The 18799-nt window shown below is 69.0% G+C and carries 18 protein-coding genes; 12 read left to right on the plus strand and 6 right to left on the minus strand.

The window, feature by feature from the left end; genetic code table 11:
- Positions 1–171: 171 nt before the first annotated feature.
- Positions 172–3009 carry an AfsR/SARP family transcriptional regulator gene (locus tag Pmi06nite_RS17960; RefSeq protein WP_203954184.1) on the minus strand — a complete coding sequence of 946 codons (2838 nt, stop codon included), beginning with the start codon at positions 3007–3009 and terminating at the stop codon, positions 172–174.
- 275 nt (positions 3010–3284) lie between these two features.
- Here Pmi06nite_RS17960 and Pmi06nite_RS17965 point away from each other — a divergent pair, with 275 nt between their 5' ends.
- Genes Pmi06nite_RS17965 through Pmi06nite_RS17975 form a run of 3 tightly spaced genes read left to right on the plus strand, consistent with a single transcriptional unit; the run spans position 3285 to position 5878 of the window.
- The gene (locus Pmi06nite_RS17965) at positions 3285–4238 is read left to right on the plus strand and encodes an ABC transporter ATP-binding protein (protein ID WP_203954185.1); all 954 of its coding nucleotides are present in this window, start codon (positions 3285–3287) and stop codon (positions 4236–4238) included.
- Between the two features lie 26 nt (positions 4239–4264).
- On the plus strand, positions 4265–5059 hold the full coding sequence (locus Pmi06nite_RS17970) for an ABC transporter permease (RefSeq protein WP_203954186.1): 795 nt from the start codon (positions 4265–4267) through the stop codon (positions 5057–5059).
- 24 nt (positions 5060–5083) lie between these two features.
- On the plus strand, positions 5084–5878 hold the full coding sequence (locus Pmi06nite_RS17975; RefSeq protein ID WP_239113993.1) for an ABC transporter permease: 795 nt from the start codon (positions 5084–5086) through the stop codon (positions 5876–5878).
- A gap of 28 nt (positions 5879–5906) precedes the next feature.
- Here Pmi06nite_RS17975 and Pmi06nite_RS17980 read toward each other — a convergent pair whose 3' ends face one another.
- Positions 5907–6347: an ABA4-like family protein gene (locus Pmi06nite_RS17980; protein WP_203954188.1), complete on the minus strand. Its 441-nt coding sequence runs from the start codon at positions 6345–6347 to the stop codon at positions 5907–5909.
- Positions 6344–7252 (minus strand): hypothetical protein, encoded by a 909-nt coding sequence (locus tag Pmi06nite_RS17985; protein WP_203954189.1) that lies wholly within the window; start codon positions 7250–7252, stop codon positions 6344–6346. Before Pmi06nite_RS17985 ends, Pmi06nite_RS17980 begins: the two co-directional genes overlap by 4 nt.
- Positions 7253–7373: 121 nt before the next feature.
- On the opposite strand from Pmi06nite_RS17985, the gene Pmi06nite_RS17990 reads away from it, so the two are divergent.
- A complete protein-coding gene (locus tag Pmi06nite_RS17990; RefSeq protein WP_203954190.1) occupies positions 7374–7982 on the plus strand; it encodes a MerR family transcriptional regulator in 609 nt (202 codons plus the stop codon).
- Positions 7983–8026: 44 nt separating this feature from the next.
- On the opposite strand, the gene Pmi06nite_RS17995 is transcribed toward Pmi06nite_RS17990, so the two are convergent.
- Complete coding sequence (locus Pmi06nite_RS17995; protein WP_203954191.1) at positions 8027–8848, minus strand: helix-turn-helix transcriptional regulator; 822 nt, start codon at positions 8846–8848, stop codon at positions 8027–8029.
- Between the two features lie 174 nt (positions 8849–9022).
- On the opposite strand from Pmi06nite_RS17995, the gene Pmi06nite_RS18000 reads away from it, so the two are divergent.
- The 5 genes from Pmi06nite_RS18000 to Pmi06nite_RS18020 all read left to right on the plus strand — a co-directional run bounded on the left by Pmi06nite_RS18000 (position 9023) and on the right by Pmi06nite_RS18020 (position 15058).
- Positions 9023–10543 (plus strand): ABC transporter transmembrane domain-containing protein, encoded by a 1521-nt coding sequence (locus Pmi06nite_RS18000; RefSeq protein WP_203954192.1) that lies wholly within the window; start codon positions 9023–9025, stop codon positions 10541–10543.
- Positions 10540–12294, plus strand: coding sequence for an ABC transporter ATP-binding protein (locus tag Pmi06nite_RS18005; RefSeq protein WP_203954193.1), 1755 nt, complete (start codon positions 10540–10542; stop codon positions 12292–12294). The genes Pmi06nite_RS18000 and Pmi06nite_RS18005 overlap by 4 nt, the downstream gene beginning before the upstream one ends.
- Before the next feature lie 174 nt (positions 12295–12468).
- Positions 12469–12825, plus strand: coding sequence for an STAS domain-containing protein (locus Pmi06nite_RS18010; protein ID WP_203954194.1), 357 nt, complete (start codon positions 12469–12471; stop codon positions 12823–12825).
- 52 nt (positions 12826–12877) lie between these two features.
- Positions 12878–13027 carry a GPGG-motif small membrane protein gene (locus Pmi06nite_RS18015; RefSeq protein WP_203885462.1) on the plus strand — a complete coding sequence of 50 codons (150 nt, stop codon included), beginning with the start codon at positions 12878–12880 and terminating at the stop codon, positions 13025–13027.
- Between the two features lie 678 nt (positions 13028–13705).
- Entirely contained in the window at positions 13706–15058 is a 1353-nt protein-coding gene (locus Pmi06nite_RS18020) for a HAMP domain-containing sensor histidine kinase (protein ID WP_203954195.1), read from the plus strand.
- Here Pmi06nite_RS18020 and bla read toward each other — a convergent pair.
- Positions 15055–16041, minus strand: a complete 987-nt coding sequence (gene bla / locus Pmi06nite_RS18025; RefSeq protein ID WP_203954196.1) for a class A beta-lactamase — start codon at positions 16039–16041, stop codon at positions 15055–15057. The genes Pmi06nite_RS18020 and bla overlap by 4 nt on opposite strands.
- A 166-nt stretch (positions 16042–16207) precedes the next feature.
- On the opposite strand from bla, the gene Pmi06nite_RS18030 reads away from it, so the two are divergent.
- Together Pmi06nite_RS18030 and Pmi06nite_RS18035 are read left to right on the plus strand one after the other, a co-directional pair.
- Entirely contained in the window at positions 16208–16345 is a 138-nt protein-coding gene (locus tag Pmi06nite_RS18030; RefSeq protein WP_203954197.1) for a hypothetical protein, read from the plus strand.
- The gene (locus Pmi06nite_RS18035) at positions 16326–17042 is read left to right on the plus strand and encodes a neutral zinc metallopeptidase (protein WP_203954198.1); all 717 of its coding nucleotides are present in this window, start codon (positions 16326–16328) and stop codon (positions 17040–17042) included. Before Pmi06nite_RS18030 ends, Pmi06nite_RS18035 begins: the two co-directional genes overlap by 20 nt.
- 32 nt (positions 17043–17074) lie before the next feature.
- Here Pmi06nite_RS18035 and Pmi06nite_RS18040 read toward each other — a convergent pair whose 3' ends face one another.
- Positions 17075–18085 carry a GlxA family transcriptional regulator gene (locus Pmi06nite_RS18040; RefSeq protein WP_203954199.1) on the minus strand — a complete coding sequence of 337 codons (1011 nt, stop codon included), beginning with the start codon at positions 18083–18085 and terminating at the stop codon, positions 17075–17077.
- Positions 18086–18137: 52 nt separating this feature from the next.
- On the opposite strand from Pmi06nite_RS18040, the gene Pmi06nite_RS18045 reads away from it, so the two are divergent.
- Entirely contained in the window at positions 18138–18533 is a 396-nt protein-coding gene (locus Pmi06nite_RS18045) for a cupin domain-containing protein (protein ID WP_203954200.1), read from the plus strand.
- Positions 18534–18799 lie beyond the last annotated feature (266 nt).

Raw genomic sequence — 18799 nt, forward strand, 5'->3', positions numbered from 1 at the left:
CAAGGCGGCGTCGGGTTGACAGCAACGAGGATGTGCGCGGGCGCTTGGCGGTCACTGGGAATCGACTTGGGCCCTTGGGTGGGCCTGTCCGCAGGCGGCCAGGGCCAGCCGTCCCGACCAGCGGTTGCGATCGGTTCGTGCGGACGGCCAGGATCAGATGCGACGTCGGAATCAGCGGGACGGGATCAGACCGGCCAGCAGGACGCTCGCCTCGTGCCGGGACAGGGCGCGTCCGCGGGCCGCACAGCGGTCGTACTCGTCCGGTGCAAGCGCCTCGCGTACGGCGGCAGCCTCCCGCGGGCCGTCCAGCGGGTCCATCAGTTCCGGGGAGACGCCGGCCCGCGCACCGATGGCCGCCACCGCACCCATCAGCACGGCTGCGTGCCCGGCCTGTCCGGTCAGCGCGAGGGCGCGGGCGGCGCTGTGCACGGTCACCAGCCAGAAGGAGATGTCACCGTAACGCTCCATGGCGGCGAGGATGTCCCCCGCGATGGCGAGTGCCCGCAAGCCGTCCCCGCGATCCGAGGCGGTCTTCATCTCGCACCACGCCGCCCCCTCCGCGACCCAGTCGTGGCCACTCGCGTGGGCTGCGGCGATCGCCTCCTGGAATACGGCGTCGGCGCCCGGCAGGTCCCCCAGGGCTCGCAACACCATGCCCTGGACCATGAGGGTCTCGGCCTCCAGCCAGTCCTGGGCGCTGCGCCGGGCCATCTCAACGGCCGTGCGGGCGAGTGCCGCCGCGTCGACGGGTGCTCTGGCCAGCAGGCCCAAATAGGCGGCGTAGACGGTCGCGACGGCCTCGGTCACCATGTCGCCGGCCTCGCCGGCCTCCTCGACCGCCGTCCGTGCGGCCCGGTGGGCCTGTGCCGTCTGCCCGGCGAGATAGCCGAGTGAGGCGACGGCGAACCGGGCACGCGCCCGCGTGCCCGGTTCGGCCCGCGGTGCGGCCGCGAACGCCTCCGACAGCCAGGCGAGTCCCTCCCCCACATGGCCCATGCGGAACCAGAACCAGGAGAGTGCGCCGCCCAGACGCAACGCGTAGTCGCCGTCCCCCTCTGCCAGCGCGGAAGCGAAAGCGGCCCGGAACTGCGGCTGGTCCCGGCTCAGCCCGTCCAGCAACACCGCCCCCTGCGGGCCCCGGAGGTGGCGTTCGGCGCTCTCGGCCCGAACCAGTGCCCACGCGCGGTGGCGCTTGTCGGCCCCGGCCAGCTCGTCGGGCGAGAGGTTGCCCAGGGCGTAGTGGCGCAGGGTCTCCAGCATCCGGTAACGGCGCGGCGCCGTTCCAGGTTCGGCGGTGACCAACGATTTGCGGACCAGTGCGGAAAGCGGAGCCAGCACGGAAGTTACTCCGCCGACCGCAGCGGCCGCCTCAAGGTCGAAGCCGGCGTCGAGCACACCGAGCCGGTAGAAGAGCCGGCGTTCCGTCGGCTGCAGCAGCTGGTCGCTCCAGGCGACGGTGTCCAGCAGCGTGCGATGGCGGTCCGGCCGCCCGGCCGACCCGCCCACCAGCAGGGTGAATCGGTCCCCCAGGGCGTCGGCGATCTGTCCGACGGACAGCGTCCGGCATTGTGCGGCGGCGAGCTCGATGGCCAAGGGGATGCCGTCGAGCCCCGCACATAAACGAGCGATCTTGTCTCTGTCGCCCGGCGCAGGCGCCCAGCCGGGCTGCGCGGCAGCCGTACGGCGAAGAAAGAGTTCCGCGGCATCCGTGGCTGCGTCCAAGGGCGGCACTTCGTAGATGACTTCACCCGTGATGTCCATGGATTCACGGCTGGTGGCCAGAATCCGTACGCGGCCGCAGCGCGTCAGCAGAGTGTGAACGAGCGTGGCAGCGTAGACCAGCAGGTGCTCGCAGTTGTCCAGGATGATCAGTAGGTCGCGGTCGGCGAGCATTCCGGCCAGCTGGTCGGGAGATGACGTGGCGGGCAGGCCCAGGGCCGCGGCGACGGTGGCGGTGAGCAACTCGGCCGTGTGCAAACCTGCCAGTTCCACGAGCCAGGGCCCGTCGGCGTCGGCGCGGGAGCGCGCGGCCTCCAGGGCCAGGCGGGTCTTCCCGACCCCGCCCGGGCCGGTGAGCGTGACCAGCCGGTGCCCGTCGAGCAGACCGGCGACGGCCGCGAGATCGCCGCCCCGGCCGACGAAGCTGGACAGCGCGAACGGCAGGTTGCCCGAACGCGGTGCCGGAGCCGCGGTCTGCGGTTCGGGGGCGGGCACGCGGCTCTTCTCCGCGGGCGCCGGGGCAAGCCGCGGATCCTGGGCGAGTACGGCCGCCTCCAGGTCGCGCAGTCCATGTCCGGGGTCGATACCGAGTTCGTCGGCCAGCCGTCTGCGCACGGCCCGAAGCGCGGCCAGCGCGTCAGCCTGTCGTCCGGACCTGTAGAGCGCCAGGGTGAGCAGTTCCCAGCCGCGCTCCCTCAGCGGCTGCTCCGCCACCAGCGCTTCCAACTCGCCGACGGCTGCGGTGTGCTGCCCGGACGCGATGACGGCGGCGAGCCGGTCCTCGTGCGCCGCGGCCCGCAGATCCTCCAGCCGGGTGGCGTCGGGCACGACGAAGGAGGCTCCACTGACGTCGGCGTAGGCCGGTCCCCGCCACAGCGCGAGCGCTTCTCCGAGCAGTTCGGCGGCGGTTTCCGGTTCGCCGCCCTCCATCGCGCGCCGACCACGCGCGGCCAGATCGGTGAAGCGCTCGGCGTCGACGGCGGCCGGGGCCGCCCGAAGTGCGTATCCGGGTCCCTCGAACACAAGTAGCCGGGCCGGAGCACGGGGGGCCCGCTCCGGCTCCAGCGCTCCGCGCAGATCGGCGATGTATCCGTGGAGAGTCGTCATGGAGGGCGGCGTTGAGCCCTCCCACACGTCGGAGAGGATCCGCTCTGCCGAGACGACCCTCCCTCGCGCGATCAGCAACCGCGCCAGCACCGCCCGCTGGCGGAGCCCGCCCAGCGCCGCCGGTCGGCCGGCCAGCTCGGCTCGGAGCGACCCGAGCACCCCGAACCGAACGCCTTCGGCCACCGGCGACCTCCGCCCGTTGTCGGCCGCCCATGAGGTCAGCCGGGTCACCGTCGATGATCCGACAGTTCGAGGAGCACTTCCAGGTGTGGACCGTACCTTTTGGTCCCGCGTCTCGCCGTCGGTCACGGACATCTTGATCAAAGTCTGACGAAATGGACCGAAGCGCTCAAATCCGAAACGACACAGCGCATCTTTCCGGCAAAATCTTGCAATAACTCCGCACAATAAGTACATTCGGCCCGCGTGCGTGTAAACCCTGCTGCGGAGGAGCGTGGATGACCGACTCGTCAACGGTGCTGATCGATGCGCGGGGACTGACGAAGGTCTACGGCAAGCCCGGGGACAAGACGGGGTTCACGGCCGTTGACGGGATCGACTTCCAGGTGCGCCGGGGGGAGGCCTTCGGGGTGCTCGGCGCGAACGGAGCCGGCAAGTCGTCGACCATGCGCATGGTCGCATGTGTGTCTCCGGCGACGGCCGGAAGCCTGCGCATCCTCGGCTACGACAGCGGTGCCGACGGGGCCAAGATCCGGGCGCGACTCGGCGTCGTGCCACAGGACGACACGATCGACACCGAGCTGACCGTCCGGGAGAACCTGCTGATCTACGGCCGCTATTTCGGGCTGTCGTGGAAGGTTCTGCGCGAGCGGAGCACACGCCTGCTGGAGTTCACCCGCCTGTCCGAGAAGGCCGAGGACGCGGTCGCGACCCTCTCGGGTGGCATGCGGCGGCGGCTCACCATCGCACGCGCGCTCATCAACGAGCCTGAGATCGTGCTGCTCGACGAGCCCACGACCGGCCTCGACCCACAGGCCCGCCACCTGCTCTGGGAGCGGCTGTTCCAGCTCAAGCAGGACGGCGTGACCCTGTTGCTCACCACGCACTACATGGACGAGGCCGAGCAATTATGCGACAGGCTGGTGGTGATGGACGCCGGGAAGATCGTCGCCGAAGGCACACCCGCCGAGCTGATCGCCCGCTACACCCTGCGTGAGGTGCTGGAGTTGCGGTTCGCCCCCGGCGAGCGGCAGATAATGACCGACAAGTGCCGCGGCCTCGCCGAGCGCATGGAGGAGTTGCCGGACCGGCTGCTGCTCTCCACCGACAACGGCGAAGAGACACTGAGCGCGGTGCACCGGCAGGGCGTCCAACCGCTGACGGCGCTGGTCCGGCGATCCAGCCTGGAAGACGTCTTCCTCACCCTGACCGGCCGTTCCCTTCTCGACTGATCCCCCAGCGACCGCCCTGAGGAGACATGGACACACTGGCCAGGGCGTTCTCGGCGCCGGCGTTCCGAGAGCTCGGCTACTGGCTGTTCCGCTACCGCCGCACATGGCGCGGCTCGATCGTGATCAGCATCGGCAACCCGCTGCTTTTTCTGACCGCGCTCGGGCTGGGGCTGGGCACGCTGGTCGACCGCGAGAACAGCGCGTACCTGCACGGTCATTCATATCTGACGTTCATCCTGCCGGGCATACTGATCGCCGGCGTCATGCAGACCGCCTTCCTCGAGGCGTCCGGCCCCGTCATGCAGAGCGCCCTGCCGCGTGGCAGCTACCGCGCCGCCGCCTCGACTCCGCTGGAGCCGACGGGCATCCTCTACGGGCACCTGATGTACTGGACCCTCCGAGCCACGCAGAACGCCGTTCTGTTCACCTGCGTGAGCCTGCTCTTCGGCACGGTGGATCCGGCCAGGGCGCCGTTGCTCGTGCTGGTCGCGGTGCTGGTCGCGATCGCCTTCGCCGCCCCGGCGGCAGCCTGGGCGGTGACCGTGACCCGCCCCTCCCAGATCAATGCGATGTTCCGGTTCGTGGTCCTGCCGCTCTACATGTTCTCCGGCACGTTCTTCCCGATCGAGCAGTTGCCGGTCCCGCTGCAATGGGTGGCCTGGGCGACGCCTCTGTGGCATGGCGTCGACCTCGGCCGCACGGTCGCGCTGGGCACGGCCACGCCGTACGGCGTGCTGATCCACATCGGCTACCTGAGCGTGATGGTCGCCGTCGGCCTGCACGTGGCACGCCGCACCTACCGCCGCAAGCTGTACGTCTGAGAAGAAGGAGGCTTCGTGACGGCGATGCCGACCGGCGCGCCCGCCGAGATCCCCCTGCGCCCAGGCCGCGCATGGACGATGGTCGAGCGCAACCTGATGATCTACCGCCACACCTGGCCGGTCCTGGTCGCCGAGATCTTCGAACCCATGCTGTATCTGCTGGCGTTCGGCGTGGGCGTCGGTCTGCTCGTGGGCGATGTGCCGGGCCTGGGCACCTCGATTTCCTATCCCCAGTTCGTGGCCCCGGCGCTGCTCGCCACCGCCGCGATGAACGGGGCGATGAATGAGACCACGTTCAACATGTACGGCAAGCTCACCACCGACAAGACATACGAGTCGATCCTCACCACGCCCATGTCGGTTCGCTCTGTGGCGCTGGGCGAGGTGTTCTGGGCGCTCGTGCGCGGGGCCATCGTCGCCACCGTGTTCCTGGTCGTCGTGAGCATCTTCGGCCTGGCCAATCTGCCGGAGGCACTACTGGTCATTCCGAGCGCTCTGCTCATCGGCTTCGCCTTCGCCGCGCTAGGGCTCCTCACGGTGACGTTCCTGCGGAGCTGGCAGGACTTCCAGCTGATCCAACTGGTGATGCTCCCCATGTTCCTGTTCGCGACCACCTTCTTCCCGCTGGACGTCTATCCGCGTCCGGTCCAGGTGTTCGTGGAGGTCCTTCCGCTCTACCACAGCGTCGAGTTGGTCCGGGCGGCCTTCCTCGGCACCGGCGGCGGCTACCCCGCCATCGCCGTGATCTATCTCTCCGTGCTCGGCATCGTGGCGCTGGCGGTCGCCGTACGCCGGCTGGAAGACACGTTGCGTCCCTGATCCCTCCGGCGTCGGAGCCGCCTCTCGCTCACCCGTCCGCGAATGCCCGGCTGGGCCGACCTGCGCGGAGCCGGATGAGGAGGTAGAGGGGTAGCGCTATCGGTGACAGCAGGATCGTGAGCACCAGAACCGGCGCCATGACCAGTGGATGCACATGTCGCTCGCGGCTGTCGAGATACATCCACCGCCCGAGGAAGAGGTCCCAGGCGATGATCTGCGCCCACAGCGCGGTCAGCGCCTCGGGCCTGGTCAGCAAGCTCTGCAGCCCTTCCAGCGAGGGCCTCGTCACCACCGGCCAGAAGTCGCCGAGCAGGGGCACAAGCAGGATCAGTTCGACGGCCACCGCGGGCAGCACGATGAGTGGCGAGCCGGCCACCAGACGGGTGCCCCGCCACGTGGGCGCCAAGATCATCAGGGCCCAGAACGGTGCGGCCACGTAGAAGCTCAGGTCGAACAGCAACGAGGTCATGGGGCGGGTTGTCTCCTCGGGGAGAGCGCAGTCGCGGCTGCGCCGATTGCGGTGACGGCGGCGACGCCCAGGAGAGCCAGGGTCACGGCGTCGGGATGGACCAGCGACTGGCCGCGCAGGGCCTGCCACAACAACAGGAGGAACAGGTAGCCGTAGGCCCCGCCGGCGATCAGCACGAGACGCAGCCGCACCTCCTCGCGGCGCAGGACGGCGAAACGCACAGACAGGGCCGCGAGCAGCAGCGCGAACAGGGGCAGCAGTTGCAGGGCGTGCATGCCCACGAAGTGCGGGACGCGCAGGTCGCCACCGATGGTGCTCCAGCCCACCACGGGCAGCCCAGGACCGCCGTCGGCGACGCCCACGCTGTGGGCTCCGGCGAAGTCCTCGGCCCACGTCTGTCCGGGGACTCCGGTCACCATCAGGCCGCCGGAGGCGATGCCGAGCGTGGAGATGGTGAGGCCGAGCCGTACCGCCCAGGTGCTCACGCGGTCGGCCTGGCGATCGACGATCACGAAGACCGCGGCGACCAGGTTGGCGAGCATGAGCACGCCGATCGTGGCGCCCATGGCGATCCAGATCGACGCGTCGAGCGAGGTCGCCTCGTTGAAGTGGCTGTGGCGGCCCCTGGCGGCCTGGATGGCGATGAGGGCCACCTCGGCGAACGCGGCGACGACCAGGGCGGTCCCCATCCACCAACTCACCCGCCCGGCCCGGTGGCGGAGCGACAGCAACCAGGCCCAGGTGAACGAGTAAAGGGCGAAGGAGATCGCGAACTTCATGGGCTTGATCCAGATCGGCAAGCCGTCGAGCGTACGGCCGTCCACGAAGACGAGGACCAGGAAGACGGGGGTGAGAGCCGACATGGTGGCGCAGAGGAACAGGAGGGGGCGGTGCCATCGCAACATGGGGGGCCTCCGTACGGAGCGGATAGTTCAACTTCTCACTATCGATAGTGCGACTTCTTACTATTGATAGCTAAGCTATTCACATCCAGCAAGAGGGGATGCAAAAGTGCGCATAGCGGAGTTGAGCGAGACAACGGGCGTCCCGGCCCCGACGATCAAGTACTACATACGGGAAGGCCTTGTCGCGCCAGGCCAGCCGACCGGACGGAACCAGGCCAAATACACCGAAGAGCATGTGCGCAGGCTCAAGTTGGTGCGGGCCCTGGTCGAATACGGCGGGCTGTCCCTCGCGGCCATCCGCGACCTGATCGCGCAGGTCGACAACCCGGATCTCCAAGCATTCGACCTGCTCGGCGCGGCGCAGAGGACCGTGACCCAGCAGAAGGACCCACGGCCGGGGCCCTACAAGGACAGCGCCGAGCGCCGCCTGCACGACCTGCTCACCAAGCGCGGCTGGCGGATCAAAACCGGCGACCCCGCGTACCACACCGCCGTCGGAGTCCTGGCCGCCCTTGACGAGATCGGCCGTCAGGACATGCTCGACGCCCTCGACGACTACGCCGAGGCCGCCGAGCGGATCGCCGAGATCGACGTGAGTCTGGTCGGCGACGTGAGCGACCGCGAGCGCGCAGTGGAGATCGTCGTCATCGGCACCTCGGTGGGCGACACTCTGATCGCCATGCTTCGCCGGCTGGCGCAGGCCACCGTCGGCGAGCGGCTCTACACCTGAGGGAACAGGTCGGCGTCAGGTTCGGGGGGCCGCCGCTCGGATCATCAGTTGCCGGCGGTCAGCGCGCGCAGCTTGGCCAGAGTGTCGCCGGATGGGCTGCCCGGCTCAGCCTCACCGATGAAGATCTGCAGGCCGGGGGCGCTTTCGAGGCGCACTGTCTCATTCCACAAGGTGATCTCGCCGACTTCGCCGCGGCGCAAGCGCACGAATCCCTGACTCCTGAGCCCTACGTCGTGCCGAGCCCAGAGCCGGCGAAAATCCTCGCTTTCGCGCGAGAGCTCGTCGACCAACTCGAGAACGTATGGGTCGTCGTGGTCCGCTCCCGCCACGGCACGGAGGTGTGCCACGTTGATGGCGGCCTCCTGTTCCCAGTCCATCCAGAACTCGCGCGCCGCGGGGCTGAGGAAGGTCAGCCTGATCAGGTTGTCGGTGTACTCGAATCCCTCCAAGAGAGCCGCCGACACCCGGTTCTTCGCCAGAATGTCCAACCGGCGGTTAACCACGAACACCGACGCATCGTCCAATTTCTCAATGAACCGCAGCACTCGCAGATCGACCTGATCAGCGTGGGAGGCGCCCCTTTGCCTGCGTGCTCCCGGCTGCGCAAGCCTGTACAGGTGCTCGGTGGCGTCGGGGCCGAGTTGAAAGGCCCGCGCCAGGCCGGCGAGCACTTGAGTCGATGGGTTGTGTTCCCGCCCCTGTTCCAGCCGGGTGTAGTAGTCGGTGCTCAGCCCGGCCAGCATCGCGATCTCCTCGCGGCGTAACCCCGGAGTCCGGCGACGGCCGCCTCCGCGTGTCAACCCCGCCTGGTCAACGCTCGTGAGCTGGCGCCGAGCGCGAAGAAACTCGCCCAGAGAAGTGCTCATGCCCAGCATGTTAGGAAACACCAGGTCAAAGACATACAAAGAAGTGAATAGGTACCCAACTGCCCGCACTCCCGTTGGTCGCGATGCCGGGGCCGATCACCTGGGTCAGCCGCTGCGAACGGCCGCTTCAGGGCGGGTAAAGAGGGGCTAAAGCCATGCTCTAGCGTGATCATCATGAAGGCGGCTCGGTATCTGTGCTGGCTGGCCTGGTCGCAGAAGGGCCGGGTCGCGCTGGGCGCGACGCTGGGAACCCTCTGGATGGTGGGCCTGACGCTCCCGCCGTATCTGCTGTCCAGGGCGATCGACGACAACCTGGCGCCCGGCTGGGTGCTGGCGCTGCTCGGCGCGGGTCTGGTCAACGCCTGGCTGGCGATGGTGCGGCACCGCACGATGACCAAGATCCGGATGGACGCCAACTTCCGCACCGTGCGCGCCCTGGTCGAGCAGATCAACAAGCTGGGCGCCGACCTGCCCAAGCGCGCTTCGGCGGGCGACGTGGTGACGATCGGCATCGGCGACGTCATCACCATCGCCGCCTCGCTGACGGTGACCGGCCCCGGCGTGGGCGCGGTGATCAGCTACGGCGTCGTGGCCGTGCTGCTGCTGCAGGTCTCCGTGGTGCTGGCCGTGGTGGTGCTGCTGGGCGTGCCGCTGCTGGCGATCCTGCTCGGCCCGCTGCTCGGGCGGCTGATGAAGGCGCAGAACGGCTACCGCGAGAGCCAGGGCAGGCTGACCACCCGCCTGGTCGACCTGATCGAGGGGCTGCGGGTGCTCAACGCCTTCGGCGGCAAGGGCACCTATGCCGAGCGGTACCGCGCCGACTCGGCGAGCCTGCGCGAGCAGGGCTACCGGGTGGCGTCGCTGACGAGCTGGATCGGCGCGCTGGGCACCGGATTGCCCGCCCTGTTCCTGGCCGCCGTCACCTGGCTGGGCGCCCGCCTGGCCGCCGAGGGGGCGATCACGGTGGGCGAACTGGTCGGGGTATACGGGTACATCGCCGTGCTGGTGGTGCCGGTCTCCGCCTTCATCGAGGGCAGCTTCCAGATCAGCCACGGCCTGGTCGCCGCCCGTCAGGTCACCCGCTTCCTCGCGCTGCGCGCCGGGGAACGGCCCCGGTCCGCCGGGCCGGAGGTCGCGCCGGGGAGCCTGGTGGGGCTGGTCAGCGCCCGGCCCGAGGAGAGCGTGGCGCTGCTCGAGGGGCTGGGCGGGTTCGACGGCACCTCCCTGATCGCCGACCACGACGCCGCCCTGTTCGCGGGAACGCTGCGCGAGGTCCTCCAGGGCCGGGGCGAGGCGGACGACGAGGCCATCCACCGGGCCGTGCACGTCGCCGCGGCGCAGGACGTGGTCGCAGGGCTGCGCCACGGGCTCGACTCGATGATCGAACCCGGCGGCCGCAACCTGTCGGGCGGCCAGCGTCAGCGCGTGCGCCTGGCCCGGGCGCTGCTGGCCGAGCCCGAGGTGCTGACGGCCGTGGAGCCCACCTCCGCGCTGGACGCGCACACCGAGTCCCTCCTCGCGGGGCGGCTCCGTACGGCACGTGCCGGCCGTACGACGGTCGTGGCCACCACCTCGCCGCTGCTGCTCGCCCAGGCCGACCAGGTGCTGTTCGTCGAGGACGGTCGGGTGGCCGCCTCCGGCACCCACCGCGAGCTGATGGATTCCACCCCCGCTTACCGATCGGTGCTCGCATGAACCGCGACCTGCCCGTCGCCGACCACCGGCAGGTACGGCGGGCCGCCCTGCGCCTGGTCAGGCGCGACGTGCCGGGCTTCACCGCGACGCTACTGCTCAACAGCCTGGCGGCGGCGGCCGCGCTGGTCAGCCCGTGGTTGCTGGGCCGTATCGTCGACGCCGTCCGCGCCGGGAACACGGTCGACCTGCTCGCCGCGCTCGCCGTGAGCGCGGCGCTGGCTCAGCTGGTCCTGTCCAGGTACGCCGAGAAGATCGGCACCCGCTTCAGCGAGCGTGTCCAGGAACACATCCGCGCCGAGCTCCTGGACCGCGTGCTGGCCCTGCCCGCCGCCACGGTCGAGCACATCCGCACCGGCGACCTGACCGCCCGCGGAACCACCGACGTGGCCGTCGTCGGCCGCACCCTGCGCGACGCCGGCCCCGCGATCCTCGTCTCGAGCCTGCAGGCGATCTTCCTGATCGTCGCCGTCTTCCTGGTCGACCCGGTCCTGGGCGCCTGCGGCCTGCTCGCGCTGGCCGGCATCGTGGCCGCCTCCCGCTGGTACCTTCGCCGCGCCCGCCCCGCCTACCTGGAGGAAGGCGCCGCCCGCTCGGAGCTGGCCGAACACCTGGCCGCCAACGCCGCGGGCGCCCGCACCATCGAGGTCCTGGGCCTGCAGGCCAAGCGCACGCGGGCGGCGGAACGGGTGATCGAACGCAACCGGGCCGCCCAGCTGCGGACCCTCTTCCTGCGCAGCGTGCTCTGGCCCTCGGTGGAGGTCTCCTCGCTCCTGCCGCCCGTGCTGGTGCTGCTGCTCGGCGGGGTACTCCTGGACCGCGGCCAGGTCACGCTGGGCGCGGTCGTCACCTGCGTGCTCTACCTGCGTCAGCTCGACCAGCCGATCGAGACGATCCTGATCTGGATGGAGCAGCTGCAGAGCAGCGGCGCCTCCTTCGCCAGGATCGAGGGGCTCGCGACACCGGCGCGGGAGGAGGTCGCCGCCGCGGCGCCGCAGGGCGACCGCATCGAGGCGAGCGGCGTGCACTTCGCCTACGAAGGCGGCGACGACGTGGTGGCCGGCGTCGATCTGACCGTGCGGCCCGGCGAGCGCCTGGCCGTCGTCGGCCCCTCGGGAGCCGGCAAGTCCACCCTGGGCAAGCTGCTGGCCGGCATCGACCGCCCCCGCCTGGGCAGGGTCACCGTCGGCGCGGTGCCCGTCGCCGACCTCTCCCCCGCCCAACTCCGCGAGCACGTCGTCCTGGTCACCCAGGAACAGCACCTGTTCCTCGGCACCGTCCGCGACAACCTGCTGCTGGCGGATCCGACGGCCGGCGACGACCGCCTGGCCAAGGCGCTGGCGGCGGTCGGCGCCGACTGGGTCGCCTCGCTCGACGACGAGCTGGGGTCCCAGTCGTCGGGCGCCACCCTCGGCCCGGACCGGGTCCAGCAGCTCGCCCTGGCCAGGGTCATCCTGGCCGACCCGCACACCGTCATCCTCGACGAGGCCACCGCCATGCTCGACCCCCGTACGGCCAGGCGCGCCGAACGCTCGCTCGCCGCCGTCCTGGAGGGGCGGACCGTCATCGCGATCGCCCACCGCCTGCACACGGCCCGCGACGCCGACCGGGTGGTGGTCATGGACAACGGCCGGGTGGTGGAGGTCGGAGCCCACGACGAGCTGGTCGCGGCGGGCGGGGTGTACGAGGGGCTGTGGAGGTCCTGGCATGGCTCTCGGAGCGTCGGCGCCGAACATGATTCTCCGCCGCGCTGACCGGTGAAGCCGGGAGACGGTCGGGCCTCGGCACCGGATGATCGGGACGCGGGCTCGTCAGGCGAGTTGTTCCGGGGTGAGCGGCAGCCGGCCTTCCCATGATCTCGAAGAGCCGACATAGGGTGCTTATGAGGGGTTGACCTGCAAGTCCGACCGGCGACGAAGGTGAGCAATATGGATGTCTTCGAAGCCTCCACCGAGCATCGCCCTCCATTCACGATCATCAGGGCGTGTGGAGAGCTCGACATAGCCGCGGAACCCGCATTCCAGAAACAGGTCGAAGCGGTTCTCGAGCAGGCGCCGCAGCGCCTTGTCTTCGACCTCAGCGAGCTCCGTTTCCTCGACAGCTCCGGCATACGCGTGATCCTTGACGTGTACCGGCGCCTGGGAATGGGCGAGAGGGTCGTCGTGTGCGGGCTCTCCCCGCGACTTCAGCGGATATTCTCCGTTCTCGGAGTCACCGGCCGGGTCGGCGGAATGACCACATACGCGTCCCTGGAAGATGCTCTCAAATACGGCTCCAAGGGATAGTCCGATCGACCTGCCGATGTTATGAGGTCATCTGTCAGGGCAGCGGAAGGCCATGGCTACACTGCTCTGGCTCATCGCCGTCGTACTCGTGATCGCCGGGATCTACGTCATCCTGGCCCGTCGGGACATCCTCTGGGGGATCGTCCTCATCGTCCTCGGGTTCCTCGTCGGCCCCGGAGGCGTCAGCATCTTCAATCCATAGAAATCACCCCCTGAATGCGGGCTGACGGCGGCCGGCCGCCGTCCCGCTCGTTTCACCCGGCCCGCAGCACCACGATCATCCGGCCACCCCTTGGGTAGACGTCCGACCGTTCCCTGGAAGCGGATCCTTCATCAGCTCTGAAGGGGACATTTCCCTTGAGGGTCCCTTGGATTGAGCGAGACGCGGAAGTGGGCAATGCATACCTACGCTGATCTGCGTAGTAGCTCGCTTGCCGGCAGCCCACCAGGGGTCAATTTGATCAGGAATGTGCTCGTCGTAATGCTGGCCATCGTGGTGGGGTTCGTCACCTACGGCCTGGTGGCCGGTCATCGCGAGCTGGCACGACGCCGGGGCCGCGCCGGGGCGCCATGAATGGCGCCCCCTCCCCCTGGCCGTGGAGCGGCACCTGCCGTGCCTGGACCCGCTTGACGGAGATGATCACCAACCTGCGGGCCCATGACGCCCTGACCAGGGCATTCGCTGAGGGAGCGGTCCGGATCCTGGGTGTGCCAGGTCCTTCATGGCGGCGGTTTTCCGGCATACCGTGATGCGATGGACCCTGCTTCTCGGTAAGTTCCGTGCCTCGCTGCGAGCTCACGATCCCCGGCGATATGGATGCCGCTCCATCTCTCCAGGGGAAGGACTGTGCCGGGAGGAGTTGGCGATGCCGAAGGAAGAATGGTGACGCCAGTGCCGCTCCTGCACTCGATACGAGCGCGCTACACGCTGATCGCGACGGCGCTGTCGCTGATACTCCTGATGACGATCGGTCTGAGCCTCGACTTGGCGATCCGGTACAGGGTCCAGGACGACCACTTCTTCGAGGCCGAGCGAGTCGCCGCCCGGTGGAGCGCGGCGTTGCGCAACGGTGCCCTTCCGAATCCGATCCCCACCTCGGCAGGCGTCGGCCTCATCCAGTTGATCGATGTCCATGGCAAGGTGGTGGACTCCAGTGCGGAGGCTGCGAACGAGCCGCCGGTGAGCATGCACCGCCCTCCGGCCGACGACCGGCTCCAGAAGCGGACTGAGTGCTCGCAGGACCGATGCCTCATACTCATGGCCAACCGGGTCACTCCCGCGGCGGACTCTCCAGTGGTCTACGCCGGCACGGTCGAGCCGTCCATTCTGGCGACTCACCGCCTGGAATACCTCGTCGCCGCAGTCGCACTCCTCCTCGTGGGCTCGGCGGCCTGGACGACGTGGTGGGCGGTGGGCCGGACACTACGCCCGGTCGCGGTCATCCGAGCGCGGATGGCCGAGATCACAGTGAGTGACCTGAGCCTTCGGGTGCCCATGCCCCCGGGGAAGGACGAGATCGCGCTGCTCGCCCAAACCGCCAACCGGACCCTGGCCCGGCTGGAAGGGGCGGTGGAGCAGCAACGTCAGTTCGCCTCCACGGCCTCCCATGAGCTCAGAACACCGATCACCGGCCTGCGCACGCAACTGGAGGAGGCCTTGCTCTACCCGGACGACGCCGATCTCCGCGGCACCGTCCGGGGAGCGCTGGCGGCCTGCGACCGGCTCGAGGCGATCGTCAACGACCTGTTGCTGATGGCCCGCCTGCGCGCCGCCGACCCGGCGCCGCACGAGTCGATCGAACTGGGTGCGCTCGTGGGAGAGGAGGTGGCGCAAGCCCATGGTGTGCCGGTGGACGTCTACGCGCCCTCCGAGGTATGGGTGCGCGGCTCTCGGATCCAGCTGATCCGCGTAGTGGACAACCTCCTGAGCAACGCGCGGCGCCACGCCGACACCTGTGTCGAGGTTTCCGTCGAATCCGCGGACGGCCAGGCCGTCGTGGCCGTGGTCGACGACGGCGCCGGCATCGCACCGGCCGACCGCCGGCGCGTCTTCGAACGGTTCACCCGCCTGGAAGAAGGGCGTCGCCGCGACTCCGGCGGCAGCGGGCTGGGTCTTGCGATCTCCCTCGACATCGCCCGCGCCCACCGCGGGACCCTTCGGATCGAGGACTCGCCGCGAGGCGCCCGGTTCGTTCTTCGGCTGCCACTGCTGGACCATCCCGTGGCGTCCTAATCGGTCCTGCCGAGCCCGCGCGCGAGGATGGCGGCGGTCCTGGCGACGATCTTTTCGTCACCGGCGCCGTCCGCAGCCCGGCGGTTGGTGAGGATCACCATGACCACCGGTGCGCCGGACGGTGGCCGGACGACCGCGATGTCGTTCGTGGTGCCGTAGGCCGGGCCGGTCCCGGTCTTGTCGCCGACGGTCCAGTCTTCGGGCAGCCCGGCCCGGATGCGCGCGTCCCCCGTCGTGGCATCGTCCATCCAGCCGATCAGACGAGCCCGATCCGCGGGCTCGAGCGCGTTGCCCAGGGTGAGCGCCAACAGGTCACGGGCATAGGCGGACGGGGTGGTGGTGTCGCGTTTCTGACCGGGCTTCCAGACGTTGAGCTCGGTCTCCCAGCGGTCGAGCCGGCTGACCGAGTCGCCGAGCGAACGGTAGAACGCGGTGAGCCCGGCCGGTCCGCCGATCTGCTTGAGCAGCAGGTTGCCCGCGGTGTTGTCGCTCACGGTGATCGCCGCGTCGCACAGTTCGGCCACGGTCATGCCGGTGTCCACGTGTTTCCCGGTGACGGGCGAGTGGTCCACGAGGTCGTCGCCGGTGTAGTGGACGATCCGGTCCATCAGCCCGGGATCGGACTGCCGCGCCTTCCGCAGCACCGCCGCAGAGACCATCACCTTGAACGTCGACAACGTCGGGAACAGCTCGCCGGCGCGGTGGCTCAGGGCCCGGCCCGTCCCCGTGTCGATCGCGTACGCACCGATGCGTCCGTGGCTCTGTTGTTCGAGGCGGCGGAGCTGCCGGTCGACCTCCGCCTGGGGCGGGGCCGTCGACGTCGGCGGCTTGTGAATTCGTGCTGTGGCGCTCGGGGAGGCCGCGGTCGTGGCGGTCGTGGTCTTGGCGGTCGTGGTCTCGCCGCAGCCGGCGAGGCCGATGAGGGCGGACAGGGCGAGCCCGGTTACGCCGAGCGCGGTCCGAAGCCGTGATGAGTCTTTCATTACGAGCAATGATGGACGCTTCCCCGACCTGGCAGGCCAGTCACTCTGCCGATCCGTACCGGGGCGAGGCTTTTCGTGACAGCCGTTTTGTGGAAAATGGCCGATAAGATCCGCAAATGCTTCGCCTCTCCCGGCGCTTGACCGTCTGTGTCCTCCTCTTGGCCGCGTGTTCACCGGCCGACCCCGCGCCCTCACCGATTCCCCTTTCGGCTCCGCGGACGGCCACAGCCCCCGCGATCGCGCCGTCCCCTTCACCTTCACCTTCACCTTCCGCTTCGGCGCCGGTGATCCCGAACTGGCGTAACGTGCCGTGGGGCCGCGCCGCCGTAGTCAACAGTCCGCTCTATGCCGCGCCTCGGGTGAAGGGGAATTGCAAGATCTCCACGCTCAGGTCCGGCAGTTGGCGGTCGATGAAGAAGTACATGGAGTCTGTTTCGAGTTGTCTGGATCGGATCTGGACCGGCACGTTCAAGGCGGAGAACATGTACTTCGCGCCGCCCAAACGGAAGTTCGTCCAGCGCCGTGTCCGCGATCCGATCTGCGGGCTGGTGCCCAGAAAGAACGACACCGGGTACTACTGCGGCGGGACCACCACCTATTACATGCTGGTCCCCAAAGACATGCTGCGGCATCCCCTGGCCGCCGCCTTCGTGTCCAAGACGATCAGCCACGAGTACGGCCATCATGTCCAGCACTGGACGCACATCCTGGATTACAAGGCCGTAGAGGGCATCGCCGTCAAGCGCGCGACGACGGACCTGTTGAGCAGGCGTCTCGAGTTACAGGCCGAATGCTTCGCCGGAACCGCCTTGAAGGCGATGCGACGCGAGATGCCCCCGTGGCAGCAATTCCGCTACCTGTTCACGGGCGTCGTCAACGATCCCTTCGCTCACGATCACGGCCGTCAGTCCACGCGACTGATGTGGACCGAAAAGGGATACCGCTCAGGCAGACCGGGCGTGTGCAACACATGGTCGAGCCCGAAGAGAAAGGTCACGTGACAGCCACGGCACCGGACAACCGCAGGGCGTCGTCATCCGGCACCGGCGACGTACGAGGTCCCCGGGCCGAATCGGTGCCGATACTCCAACGGAGTGAGCCCGATCCTGCGGCGCATCAGCGCACGCAGATTGGCAGCGGTGCCCAGCCCACTGTGCCGCGCGACCATCTCGAAGCGCGACTCGCCCCGCTCAATCAACCGGCATGCCAGGGCAAGCCGTTCCCCGGTGAGCCACGCCAGCGGTGTGGTCCCCAACTGGGTCCGGAAGCGGCGATGCAGGGTCGCCGGACTGACCGAGGCCTGCGCGGCGAGGTCGGACACCGTGATCGGGGTGTCCAGCCGCTCCTGAGCCCAGGCCAGGACAGGCGCCAAGGACTCATCCGGAATATCAGGCACGGGCCGCTCCACGAACTGCTGCTGCCCGCCATCGCGGTGCGCGGCGAAGACGAGCCGCCGGCTCACGGAGTTGGCGATCTCCGCGCCGTGGTCGCGGCCGACGATGTACAGGCCGAGGTCGAGCGCCGCAGCGCTCCCCGCGGCCGTGAGGATGTCACCGTCGTCCACGAACAACACGTCTGTTTCGAGCCGGACGGACGGGAAGCGGGCCCGGAAGGAATCCGCCCACTGCCAGTGCGCGGTGGCCCGGCGCCCGTCGAGGACCCCGGCCTCGGCCAAGGTGAAGGCGCCGCTGCAGAAGCCGACCAGGCGGGTGCCGCGCGCATGCGCCCGCCGGATGGCATCGAGTACGGCGGGGCGGCGGGGCACCTCGACGTCGGGACGGTTGGGGACGATCAACGTGTTCGCCGATTCGGCCGCCTCCAGGTCGGCGACGCCCGTGAGCGTGAAGAACCCGTCCCGCATCGGCGTGCGCGGCTCAGGGGAACACAGGCAGAAGTCGTAGAGATCGCGCTCGAGTTCGGGCCTGCGCAGGCCGAAGATCTCGGTCGCGCAACCCAGCTCGAACGGGTTGGAGTTCTCGTCCACGATCACGACGACCCGGTGCGGGTCCGCCACAGGAGCGACGTGCGAGGATTCTTGCGCCATGTGCCATTCCTAGCACTCACGCCGTCCATGCCCAATGGGTCAGGATCCACTGGTGAGCAACGAACCCATCGCCCTCGGCAAGGCCCTGGCCTCCTTCGACGCCCTGTGGAGCCCGCGCATCGTCACGCGCGTCAACGACTATGACGTACGCGTCGCCAAGGTCGAGGGCGAGCACATCTGGCACGTCCACGACGACACCGACGAGTTCTTCCTGGTGCTCGACGGGGAGTTGCACATCTCCCTGCGCGAGCCCGGCGGGGAGCGCACGGTCCGGCTTCCCCAGGGCGCGGTTCTCACCGTCCCCCGCGGCACGGAGCACAAGCCGTCCGCTCCCACCGGGGCCTCGATCCTCCTGTTCGAACCCACCGGGACACCGACGGTCGGCGACCGCCATGCCGAGATCCCTGACCACATCGACGCGACGACCGGACACGCGCTCGGCTCCTGAGGGCGAGCGGGCACGGCGCGGTTCAGACCATGCTCAAACGGCGTCGGGCCCCGCCTCGGCTCAGGGCATCCGGCGCGGCTCGCCGAGATGGGTGCTGTCAGCGCGAACCGGGATGCCGGCTTTCACCATAGCGTTCAGCATCATTGCATTGCAATGATCGGGTCACTGTCATTGCGTTAACCGTGAACACAGTTGCAACACTTTCACGGTGTTCACCTGCGAATATGCCAATTCTACGCAACGTCGATGTTGCAGGGTTCTGGAAA

The organism is Planotetraspora mira, from assembly GCF_016863275.1.
GTDB classification, from domain to species: domain Bacteria; phylum Actinomycetota; class Actinomycetes; order Streptosporangiales; family Streptosporangiaceae; genus Planotetraspora; species Planotetraspora mira.